The organism is Mycobacterium sp. P4_H6, assembly GCF_056400845.1.
In genome coordinates this window covers 1-11,380 of the sequence record NZ_JBFUKN010000025.1, presented here as the reverse complement: position 1 = coordinate 11,380, position 11,380 = coordinate 1, and the positions used below count along the sequence as shown (strand labels likewise).

Here is an 11,380-nt window from a genome sequence, read left to right as displayed (position 1 = left end):
ACTCTTGGCAGACATCCTGTACGTCAAACTTGACGCATGTCAAGTTTGATCGCGGTGTGCGCTCAGCGGATGGGGCGCAAGATGATTGGCATACCGTCCATCGGCACCGGCATCCCGCCGTTGTCCCATCGCGGGGTGTAACCGGGCTTGACCAGTTCCAGCCGGTAATTGCGCAGCATCCGGTGCACGATCGTCTTGATCTCCAACTGGCCGAAGACCATGCCGATGCACTTGTGCGCGCCACCGCCGAACGGTGCGAAGGCGTAGCGGTGCTTCTTGTGTTCACTGCGCGGCTCGGCGAAGCGGTCCGGATCGAAGGTGTCCGGGTCGGTCCACAGCTCGGGCAGCCGGTGGTTCATACCCGGCCAGGTCACCACGTTGGTGCCGGCGGGCACGTAGTAGCCGAGCAGATCGGTGTCGCGCACGGTCTGGCGCATGTTGAACGGCAGCGGTGTCACCAGGCGCAGCGCCTCGTTGATCACCAGATCGAGGGTCTCCAGCTTGTCGAGCGCCTCGATGTCGAGCGGGCCGTCCCCGAGGCGGTCGGACTCGTCGCGGCAACGCTCCTGCCACTCGGGATTGGCGGCCAGGTGGTAGGCGATGGTGGTCGTCGTCGACGTCGAAGTGTCGTGTGCGGCCATCATCAGGAAGATCATGTGGTTGACGATGTCCTCGTCGGAGAACGAGTTGCCGTCGTCGTCGCTGGTGTGGCACAGCACCGACAGCATGTCGGTGCCACCGGAGTTGCGGCGTTCCTTGATGCGCTCGACGAAGTAGTCCTCCAGCACCTTGCGGGCGCGCAGCCCCTGCCACCATTTGAACGGCGGCACGCTGAACCGCAGGATCGCGCCGCCCGAGCGGGTGGTGGTGGCGAATGCGTCGTTGACCTTGGTGACCAGTTCGTGGTCGTGCCCGCCGTGCTCGTGGCCCATGAACACCACCGAGGCGATGTCGAGGGTCAGTTCCTTCATGGCCGGGTGGAACAGGAAACGGGCATCGTTGGTCGGCCAGGCCGCGACCTCCGCGGTGGCTACCTGGTCGATGTGCTCGACGTACCCGCTCAACCGGGTCCGGGTGAAGGCCTCCTGCATGATGCGGCGGTGGAACATGTGTTCCTCGAAATCGAGCATCATCAGCCCGCGGTTGAAGAACGGGCCGATGACCGGATGCCAGCCCTTCTGCGAGTAGTCCTTGTTCCGGTTGGAGAAGATGGTCTGGGTGGCGTCCGGGCCGAGCGCGACGATCGAGGGCAGGATCGGCGAATCGGCAAAGGTGATGGGCCCGCGGGTGTTGTACAGGTGCAACGGGAAGTCGGCACCCTCGCGGAACATCTCGATGATGTGCCCGACCAGTGGTAGGCCCGAATCTCCGGCGATGGCCTTGAGCCCGCTGCCGGCCGGCGGTTCGGCCAGGATGTGCTGCTTCCACTCGTGGTTGAGCAAACGCTTCTCGATGGCCCCCATGCCGGGGATCGTGTTCACCGTCGGAGTGAATCGTCGTTTGGCCTGATCCAGCAGGTAGCTCGGGGTGCTGACGGTCGACATCGGGCAAGCTCCTCAGAAGGTCATCCCACCGACAGGGGCCATGTGGTGGATCTCACTCTCGAAACCCATCCTGTATGCCAGACTTGACGCATGTCAAGTTTTGTTTCGGCGGGTCGCGGTGCCAAGGTTTAATGCCATGAGCGCCATCCCCGAAACGGAATCCGAGACGCGGCGCAGTCGCGGGGACCGCCAACGCGATGCGATCGTCAAGGCGGTGCGTGAACTGCTGGGCACCAAACCGTTCGCCGACCTGTCGGTCAGCATGATCAGCGAACGCGCCGGAGTGGCTCGATCAGGCTTCTACTTCTATTTCGATTCCAAATACGAAGTGCTGGCCTTCATCGTCAAGGACGCACTCACCGAACTGGATGTGCTGACCCACAACTTCGCCCCGCGTGACCCGGAGGAATCGCCCGCCGCGTTCGCCAAGCGGATGGTCGGCAGTGCGGCCGCCGTCTTCGCCACCAATGACCCGATCATGGCGGCCTGCACCGCGGCACAGGCGACCGACAAGCAGATCGCCGCGATCATGAACGATTTCGAGGATCTGGTGATCGCCAAGATCGTCGGGGTCGTCGAAGATGAGGTCCGCAAGGGCACCCGGCCGATCTCCGATGACATCCCGGCCCTGGTCCGCATGCTGACCGCGACCACCGCGATGACGCTGTCGCATGACGCGGCGTTCGTCGGGCGCGGTACCGACCCCGAGCGGGCGATCGATGTGCTGGAACGGCTCTGGCTGAGCGCCCTGTGGGGAACCGCGGCTTCCTGGGAGGACTGATCGACCAGCATCGGCGCTCGGTAGTGTCGAGAACATGGGTCAGGCGGACAGCTTTGCGGGGAAACGTGTTCTGCTCACCGGCGCGGCGAGCGGTATCGGCCGGGCGGTCGCACTGAATCTGGCGCGCCAGGGCGCCGAGCTCTATCTCACCGACCGCGATGTCGAGGGCCTGGCCACCACCGTGGTCGATGCCCAGGCGTTGGGCGCGCAGGTACCCGCCCACCGGGCGCTGGACATCTCCGACTTCGACGCCGTCTCCGCGTTCGGCGCCGACATCCACTCCGCCCACGGCGCACTGGACATCGTGATGAACATCGCCGGGATCTCGGCGTGGGGCACCGTCTCCACACTGACCCATCAACACTGGAAGTCGATGGTCGACGTCAACCTGATGGGGCCCATCCACGTCATCGAGACGTTCCTGCCGCCGATGGTCGCCGCCGGGCGCGGGGGACACCTGGTCAACGTGTCCTCGGCGGCGGGCATCGTCGCGCTGCCCTGGCACGCCGCTTACAGCGCCAGCAAGTACGGCCTGCGCGGCCTGAGCGAGGTGCTGCGCTTCGATCTGGCACGGCACCGGATAGGGGTGTCTGTGGTGGTGCCCGGTGCGGTGAAAACTCCTCTGGTGCAGACGGTTCAGATCGCCGGCGTGGACCGCGAGGACCCTCGGGTGGCCAAATGGGTGGAACGATTCGCCGGGCACGCCGTCTCCCCGGGGAAGGCCGCCGAGAAGATCCTCACCGGGGTGCGGCGCAACCGGTTCATGATCTACACCTCACCGGATATCCGCGCGCTATACGCCTTCAAGCGCGCCGCGTGGTGGCCCTACAGCGTGGCCATGCGTCAGGTGAACGTCCTGTTCACCCGGGCGTTGCGCCCGAAATCCCGCCGCTAGGCCGGGGCCAGGTCGCCGCCGGGCGCCGGCGCGAACTCGGGAGCACTCGGCGCCCCGGGTCTCGTGGTCGTGGTGGTTTTCGTCGTGGTGGTGGTCGACACCGGGGCCACCGTGGAGGTGTCTGCCGGCTCGGAGGTGTGTGCACAGCCCGACAATGCGAGGACCACGGCGACGGTGCCCACGATGCGCTTGCTCATGGGTGTCGATGGTAGGTGTTCAGCGCTTACCCCAGTCCCAGGGCGGCGCGGTCAGCATCGTCTGTCCCTCGACACGGGTTTCACCCCACTCCTTGATCAGCTCCACCGTCAGGGCATCAGCGGCGGCCAGCCGTTCCTGCATGGCGCCGGAATGGGTGACCACGACCACCTGTGTATTCGCGGCCGCCTTGCAGATCATTCCCGCCAGTGGCGGGATCAGGTCGGGATGCAGTGAGGTCTCGGGCTCGTTGAGCACCATCAGCGACGGCGGCCGGGGACTGAACAGTGCTGCGCCCCAGAGCAGGAAGCGCAGGGTGCCATCGGAAAGCTCGGCGGGCCGCAGCGCACGCAACATACCGCGCTGGCGCAGCTGTAGCTCGAAGAGTCCGTCGTTGTCGGCGACGGAGATGGTGGCGCCGTCGAACGCGTCGGCGACGGCGCGTGCCAGATCATCGTGGCCCACCTCGATGATGGTCTGCAACGCGGCGGCCAGGTCGGCGCCGTCATCGGAGAGCACCGGGGTGCGGGTACCCACGCGGGGCTGGCGTGCCGGTGCCGCGGCGTCGACCCGGAATCCGTCGTAGAAACGCCAGCCGCGCAGCCGATCACGCACCGCATCCAGCTCCGGGAGTGCGCCCGCGTATTCGGACAGAACGCTGCGATGGGCCGGCAGTGCCTTGGTCAACTCGGTGAAACCGCGCCCGGTTTCGTCGGCCACATCGGCATAGTCGCCCTGGCGCCGGACGAGGGCGGAGGACGGGCGCAACCGTGGGCCCGCGAACACCGACTCCCGTTTGATCTCCGGATCGCGGCCGAACATCGAGCGGGGCCCCGCGTACTGCGGCAGGCCCAGGTCCACGAGGTAACCGAATTCGTCTGAGGCGAAACCGAGTTCGAGCGATACCGGACGAGTGCGGGTGGTGCCTTCCGTCGCGCCGGTGCGACGGGCGCCCGCCGTCTGTTCAGGGCCGGCCCACAGCACCGACTGCAGCCCGCCCTCGCGGGCCAGTGAGCCGATCACCTCACCCCGACCACAATCCGCGAGCAGCATCAGCGCGCGATACACCGAGGACTTGCCGGTGCCGTTGGCGCCGGTGATGACCGTCAGCGGGCCCAGTGGAAGCACGATGTCACGCAGTGACCGGTAGCCGCGAAAGGCGACGGTGCTCAGCACGGCATCTCCAGTTCCAGTCGGACACCCAGAAGCCTTACGGGGCGGTCCAATTCGAAGTCGTCGAGCAGGGACAGGGCCTGGGCGGTGATGGCGGCCGGGTCGGTCCCCGGCGCGGCCAGCTTGCGGATCTTGGTCCGGGTGAAGAACGTGCTGGTGCGCACCGTCACCGCCACCCGGGTCACGGTGCGGCCCTCGGCGACGATCTCGGTGAGCGTCTGGGCGGCGAGATCGGTGACGGCGCGGTCCATCTCGGCGCGATCGGTGAGGTCGTGCGGGAAGGTCACCACATGGCTGCGCGATCGCGGCACCCAGGGCTGCGAGCTGACCTCGGTGTCGCCGCCGCCCTTGGCGAGCAGCAGAATCCCAAGGCCGGTGCTGGGGCCGAAGGCCTCGGTCAGGGTGGTGGCATCGGTCGCGGCGAGGTCGGCAACGGTGCTGATATCCATCGCGGCAAGCTTTTTGGCGGTCTTGGGACCGACTCCCCAGAGTGCGTCGACGGGGCGGTCGCCCATCAGCGCCATCCAGTTGTCCGCCGTCAGCACGAAGATCCCGGCGGGTTTGCCGAACCCGGTGGCCACCTTGGCGCGCTGCTTGTTGTCGCTGATGCCGACCGAACAGGACAACCCGGTCTCCGCGGCGACGACGGTGCGGATCCGGTCGGCGAGTTCGACGGGATCGGCGACGTCGGCGCCCAGGTAGGCCTCGTCCCAGCCCCACACCTCCAGGGGGTGGCCGAGGTCGCGCAGCAGGCCCATCACCCGTTCGGAGGCCTCGTCGTAGGCCTGCGGATCCGACGGCAGAAAGGTGGCATCCGGGCATCTGCGGGCCGCGACGCGCAGCGGCATCCCGGCGTGCACGCCGAATGCGCGCGCCTCATAGGACGCGCAGGTGACGACCTTGCGCGCCTCGGTGCGGTCCCCGCTGCCGCCCACGATGACGGGCAGGCCGACCAGCTCGGGATGGCGCTGCAGTTCGACCGAGGCCAGGAACTGGTCCAGGTCGACATGCAGGATCCAGCCGCTCACGTGCCGCAGAGCTTGCGCGCCACGGTCTCCCAGGCGTCGCCGAGTTCGTCGAGGGTCTTGCCGCGGTCGGTCAGCTCGTGTGCCACCCGGTCGGCGTCGAGCAGGGCCGTGAGCGCGTCGGCCTGCGCATCGAGATCGCCTGTGGTTCCAGCATTTTCGAGCAGCATCCGGACGTGGGTGCGATGCAGGTTCGACGGCGCGTTGAAGCGGGTGTGCGGGTCACGTGCGGCATCGGAGAGCAGCGCGTGGTGGACGTGGACGAACCTCAGCCTGCTGCGCCCGTAAGCCAGCAGACGCTCCAGCGGCGGCGCGCCGGGGCCCAGTGGTGGAGGGCCGAACATGAACGCCTGCTGCTCGATCACCTCGTCCTCGTCGAGCAGCACGATCATCAACCCCGACCGGCTGCCGAAACGGCGGAACAGGGTGCCCTTGCCGACGCCTGCGGCGGCGGCCACGTCGTCCATGGAGACCGCATCGGCGCCGCGTTCGGCGATAAGCTTGCGGGCGGCATCGAGCAGCAGCGCACGGTTGCGCGCCGCATCGCCGCGTTCGGCCGGTGCGGCGGTGCTCAGCGGCAGTGCATTCAGCCGGTCGGGTGCGCCCACCCTTGCACTTTAACTCAGCCGGAATTATTCGGACCGTAGTCCGGTTATCCTGTGCGAGGATCACCCAGACCACGAAAGGGAACATGACCATGGCCCAAAACCAGGACAACGCCGATACCAACGTGCTGGTGCTCGTCGGGAGCCTGCGCGCCGCCTCGATCAACAAGCAACTCGCCGAACTGGCCGTCGAATCGGCTCCCGAAGGCGTCACGCTGCAGGTCTTCGACCGCCTCGGCGAGCTGCCGCATTACAACGAGGACATCGACACCGAGGATGTCGCCGAGCCCGTGCAGGCACTGCGTGCCGCCGCCGCGGCGGCCGGGGCGGCGCTGGTCGTGACCCCGGAATACAACGGCTCCATCCCCGGCGTGCTCAAGAACGCCATCGACTGGCTGTCCCGGCCGTGGGGCAACGGTGCGCTCAAGGACAAGCCGGTGGCCGTGATCGGCACCGCACTGGGCGGATTCGGCGGTGTGTGGGCGCACGACGAGACCCGCAAATCCTTCGGTATCGCCGGCCCGCGGGTCATCGAGGATCTGAAGCTGTCGATCCCGTCCAAGACCCTCGATGACAAGCATCCCCGGGAGAGCGCCGAGGTGGCGGCCAACGTCCGTGAGGTGGTCGGGAAGCTCGTCGCCGAGATCAGCTGATCCGGTGTAGTTCGATCGTCCGCGTGTGGGCCGCCAGTTGTGGGAATAGACTCCCACCTGTGAGTCGATGCACCGGCTCGGCTCCCGAGCGTGGGGTGTTGACGTGCGACGATGTCTACAATCCTGGCGTATACCTCGCCGTCCCTAGGCAATCTGTATCCCATCGCCGCGCTTCTGTCCGAACTGCACCGCCGCGGCCACCGGATCGTGTTGAAAACCCATACCGCCGGGCTGGCGGTCGGGCGCGGCGCGGGCTTTGACGTCACCCCGGTCGACCCCCGCATCGAGGCGGTCGCCATGACCGACTGGATGGCACGGACCGGCTGGCAGGCGATCAAGACGGGGTTCGCGGTGTTCGCCGAGCGGGCCGCCCTGGAGGTCGACGACCTGCGCTCGGCGATCGCGGCGGYCGCACCGGATGCCCTCGTCATCGACGCGAACTGTTGGGGCGCAGCGGCGGTCGCCGAGGCGCAGGGATTGCCGTGGGCGTCGTTCTGGCCGTACCCGCCGTACCTGTCCTCCCCGGCGGTCCCGCCGTTCGGGCTGGGGCTGCGTCCGCGGCAGGGACCGCTCGGGCGCGTCCGCGACGAGGTGGTGGGCGCGGCGATCAACGGACTGCTGGACAGGTCGATGATCGAACCGCTGGGCCGTATCCACCGTGCGCTGGGCACCCGCCCCATCCGTTCGGGTGACGACTTCATCAGGCGCGCACCGCTGATGCTCGTGGCCACCGCCGAGCCGCTCGAATACCCCCGTCCCGATTGGGGCGAACGCGTCGCGTTGATCGGGCCGTGCGAGTTCGGCGCGCCGCCAGGGACGGCCCGGGAACGTTCATTGGTCGTGGTCACGAATTCCTCGGAGCGCCAACGTGATGACGCACTGCCGGTCATCGCGATGGCGGCGCTGGCCGATGAGCCGGTCGAGGTCGTCGTGACGTTCCCGTGTGGCGTGCCGGGTGGCATCGAGGTTCCCGCCAACGCGACGGTCCTGGGCTTCGCCGAGCATGGCCCCCTGCTGGACCGTGCGGTGTGCGCGATCACCCACGGCGGCATGGGCGTGACGCAGAAGGCGCTGGCCAGGGGAGTGCCGGTGTGCGTGGTGCCCTACGGCCGCGATCAGTTCGAGGTGGCCCGCCGGGTCGAGGTGTCGGGCAGCGGCACCCGATTGCCGGGTAAACGGCTCAATGCCAAACGGCTACGGTCCAGGGTCCTGGAAGCGATGACCATGACCGACGGAGCCCGTCGAGTGGCGGCCGGATTCGCCGCGGCCGGCGGAGCGCGGCGCGGCGCCGACCTGCTGGAGCACCGGCTGCTCGGCATCCCGGTGACCGGCGGCTGACATGCCGGCCGGATGCGCGACCTGCGGCACCGAACCCCGTGCGGGAGCCCGGTTCTGCGACGCCTGCGGCACCGCGTTATCTTCCGTTGCCTCGCTCGCCCCGCCGCTTTCCCCCGCCGCGCACCACGCGGAGTTCAAACAGGTCACCGTGCTGTTCGCCGACGTCGTGCGATCCATGGATCTGGCCGGTGCGCTGGGCACCGAGCGGCTGCGCGAGGTGATGAGCGAACTGTTCAGGCGTTCCAGTGCGGTCGTCCAACGCTACGGCGGGTCAGTGGATTTCACCGGTGACGGCGTGATGGCGGTCTTCGGCGCACCGGTTGCGCTGGAAGATCATGCTTTTCGCGCCTGTCTGGCGGCACTGGATCTGCAACAGCAGGTGCGCCAGTTCGGTGCCGAGGTGCACCGGCGCGACGGGGTGGGGCTGCAGCTACGGGTCGGACTGAACTCGGGCCAGGTGATCACCGGTGAAATCGGTTCCCTGCCCGGCAGTTACACCGCCATCGGGTCGCACGTCGGGATGGCGCAGCGGATGGAGGCGGTGGCCCCGCCCGGCGGCGTGATGCTCAGCGGTTCGACCGCCCGGCTGGTGGACGGTGTCGTCGAGCTCGGCGCGGTCGAGATGGTGCGGATCAAGAACGCCGACGCCCCGGTGCCCGCCAGGCGGCTGGTATCCGCGGCGATGAGCGCGGGCCGCGGGCGCCGAGAGTCGAGTCTGGTCGGCCGGGATGCCGAAGTGCGTTTGCTGGCAGGCCATCTGGACAACGCTCTCAATGGGGCAGGTGGCATCGTCGGGGTGATCGGGCCGCCGGGGATCGGCAAGAGCAGGCTGGTCACCGAGGTGCTCCGGGTCGGGCAGGGCAAGGGAATCGGCGTCGTTTCCACGTTCTGCGAGGCGCACGCCCGCCAGGTGCCGTTCCATGCGGCGGCCCGGCTGTTCCGCAATCTCACCGGTGTCGGCAGCCTGCACGGGCAGGCGGCACGCACATGCGTCCGCGAACATCTGCCCGCCGCCGACCCGGACGAACTGCTGCTGCTCGATGATCTGCTCGGCATCAGGGAATCCGAGAACGACCTTCCCGCCATCGATCCGGACGCGCGCCGGCGCAGGCTCGGCGCCCTGCTGACCGCCGCGTCGGCGGCCCGGCCGGACCCCGCGGTCTACGTCGTGGAGGACGCGCACTGGATCGACGAGGCCAGCGAGTCCACCATCGCCGAGTTCCTTTCGTTGCTGCACGGCAGCCGGTCGATGGCACTGGTCACCTACCGTCCCGAATACCGGGGCAGGCTGGCCGTCCGCGACGCGATCTCCCTTGTGCCGTTGAATGACTCGCAATCCACGGTGTTGATCGGCGAACTGCTCGGGACCGATCCGTCGGTGGCGTCGGTGGCGGACGAGATCGCCGAGCATGCTGCGGGCAACCCCTTCTTCGCCGAGGAGATCGTGCGCGATCTCGCCGAACGCGGCGTGCTGCAAGGTCGTGCCGGCCGCTATGTGGCCATCGACGGCGCCACGGTGACGGGAGTGCCGGCCACGCTGCACTCGACCATCGCGGCACGCATCGACCGGCTCGGCGACGCGGCCAAGAACGCGCTCAACGCGGCGGCGGTCATCGGTGCCCGGTTCACCGAGAGCCGCCTACACGACCTCGTCGAGCCGGTGTGCATCGATGAACTCATCACTGCCGAGATGATCGAGGTGACGGCGTCCGGCGCGGAATACGGGTTCCGGCACCCGTTGATCCGCACGGTCGCCTACGAGTCGCAACTGCGCTCGGAACGCGCCCGGCTGCATCGGCGGCTCGCCTCGACCATCGAGCAGCACGGGCCGGGAACGCCCGAGGCCAACGCCGCGCTGATCGCCGGCCATCTGGAGGCCGCCGGTGATCTGAAGACGGCCTACGACTGGCATATGCGGGCCGGGGTGTGGCTGACGGGACGCAATGTCGCGGCCGCCCGCGCGAGCTGGCGCAGCGCCGCAGAGGTGGCCCAGCGGTTGCCGGTCGGCGACCCGGACCGGCTGCGAATGCACATCGATGCCAGTGGTGCGCTGTGCGGTATGTCCTGGCGCGCCAGCGTTGCCGACGCCGAGGCCGAGTTCGGCGAGCTGCGTCGGCTGTGCAGGGAACAGGATGACCAACGATCGCTGGCCACCGGAATGGCGGGCTATGTGATGGCGCTGACCTTCCACAACCGCCCCCGCGCCGCCTCGGCACACGCCTCGGAGTTGGAGCGGCTGCTGGAACGCAGCGGCGATGACACCCTGACGGTCGCGGTGTCGTTCGGCGCACTGGCGGCCAAGTGGGAAACCGCCGAAGTCGCCGAGATCACGCGGATTGCCCAGCGGGTCATCGACCTGGCCGCGGGTGATCTGCATCAGGGCGGAACCTTCTTCGGCTCGCCGTTGACCTTGGCCATCGCCATGCGCGGGGTGGCCGGCATGTCTGTGGGAAAGCCCGGATGGAAGGACGACCTGGACCGCGCCATCGAGTTGTCGCGCCCACTGGATCCGCTGATCCTGGTCACCACCACCCTGCACAAGTACGCGCAGATCGGACTGGGAGCCCTGCGGTCCGGGTCCGACGCGCTRCGCGACACCGCCGCGGCGCTGGCCGCCGCCGACCGCGACGGTGACGATTTCACGGTGGTGCACGCCCACCTGGCCCGCGGTTTGGTCCTGGTCGCCGGGGAGGAAGCCGGCCGCGACGCCGGGTACGAACACCTGCGCCGGGCTCGGCTCAGCGCGCTGCAGGGCTGCGGTAACTCGTCGATCGTGCACATCGCCGACATCCAGTTCGCCCGCCGCCGGTGTGAGCTCGGCGACTTCGACGGCGCCGTCGAACTGGCCGGCGTCGTGGTGGATGCGCTGTTCTCCATCGGCGCCGTGGTGTGGCGCGGTCCGGCCGTCAGCGCACTGGTCGAGGCACTGCTCGGCCGCAACGCCGCCGGGGACGTGCGTGCCGCGCGCGCGGCGATCGACCGACTCGCGGCCGTGCCCACCGATCCCGGATTCATGCTGCACGAGGTTCCGTTGCTACGGTTGCGGGCCCTGGTGGCCCGGGCCGAGGGCGACCTCAGGGCCGAGCGGGACTTTGCCGCCCGGTACCTGGCCGCCGCCGAGTCCTGCGGGTTCGACGGGCACGCGGCGGTCGGCGCACAGATGGTGTCGGC

General features: G+C 68.4%; 10 protein-coding genes. 5 read left to right on the top strand and 5 right to left on the bottom strand.

The window, feature by feature from the left end; genetic code table 11:
* Positions 1-62: 62 nt before the first annotated feature.
* Entirely contained in the window at positions 63-1,544 is a 1,482-nt protein-coding gene (locus AC1DTF_RS12780) for a cytochrome P450 (RefSeq protein WP_477474297.1), read from the bottom strand.
* 136 nt (positions 1,545-1,680) lie between these two features.
* Between AC1DTF_RS12780 and AC1DTF_RS12775 the strand changes: the two genes are divergently transcribed.
* Complete coding sequence (locus AC1DTF_RS12775) at positions 1,681-2,325, top strand: TetR/AcrR family transcriptional regulator (protein WP_057166219.1); 645 nt, start codon at positions 1,681-1,683, stop codon at positions 2,323-2,325.
* 34 nt (positions 2,326-2,359) lie between these two features.
* A complete protein-coding gene (locus AC1DTF_RS12770; RefSeq protein WP_477474296.1) occupies positions 2,360-3,220 on the top strand; it encodes an SDR family oxidoreductase in 861 nt (286 codons plus the stop codon).
* On the opposite strand, the gene AC1DTF_RS12765 is transcribed toward AC1DTF_RS12770, so the two are convergent.
* The 4 genes from AC1DTF_RS12765 to AC1DTF_RS12750 are packed head-to-tail and all read right to left on the bottom strand — an operon-like array spanning position 3,217 to position 6,221.
* Entirely contained in the window at positions 3,217-3,417 is a 201-nt protein-coding gene (locus AC1DTF_RS12765) for a hypothetical protein (RefSeq protein WP_477474295.1), read from the bottom strand. The genes AC1DTF_RS12770 and AC1DTF_RS12765 overlap by 4 nt on opposite strands.
* A 19-nt stretch (positions 3,418-3,436) precedes the next feature.
* The gene (locus AC1DTF_RS12760) at positions 3,437-4,591 is read right to left on the bottom strand and encodes an AAA family ATPase (RefSeq protein ID WP_057166222.1); all 1,155 of its coding nucleotides are present in this window, start codon (positions 4,589-4,591) and stop codon (positions 3,437-3,439) included.
* Positions 4,585-5,616, bottom strand: coding sequence for a DNA polymerase IV (locus AC1DTF_RS12755; RefSeq protein ID WP_477474294.1), 1,032 nt, complete (start codon positions 5,614-5,616; stop codon positions 4,585-4,587). Before AC1DTF_RS12755 ends, AC1DTF_RS12760 begins: the two co-directional genes overlap by 7 nt.
* Positions 5,613-6,221 (bottom strand): TetR/AcrR family transcriptional regulator, encoded by a 609-nt coding sequence (locus AC1DTF_RS12750; protein ID WP_057166224.1) that lies wholly within the window; start codon positions 6,219-6,221, stop codon positions 5,613-5,615. The genes AC1DTF_RS12755 and AC1DTF_RS12750 overlap by 4 nt, the downstream gene beginning before the upstream one ends.
* A gap of 83 nt (positions 6,222-6,304) precedes the next feature.
* Between AC1DTF_RS12750 and AC1DTF_RS12745 the strand changes: the two genes are divergently transcribed.
* From AC1DTF_RS12745 to AC1DTF_RS12735, 3 genes are all read left to right on the top strand, one after another.
* A complete protein-coding gene (locus AC1DTF_RS12745) occupies positions 6,305-6,871 on the top strand; it encodes an NADPH-dependent FMN reductase (protein WP_477474293.1) in 567 nt (188 codons plus the stop codon).
* Between the two features lie 111 nt (positions 6,872-6,982).
* Positions 6,983-8,209 (top strand): glycosyltransferase, encoded by a 1,227-nt coding sequence (locus AC1DTF_RS12740; protein ID WP_477474292.1) that lies wholly within the window; start codon positions 6,983-6,985, stop codon positions 8,207-8,209.
* A 1-nt stretch (position 8,210) separates the two neighbouring features.
* Positions 8,211-11,380: ATP-binding protein (locus AC1DTF_RS12735; RefSeq protein WP_477474291.1), on the top strand; the 3,170-nt coding region annotated here is incomplete at its 3' end.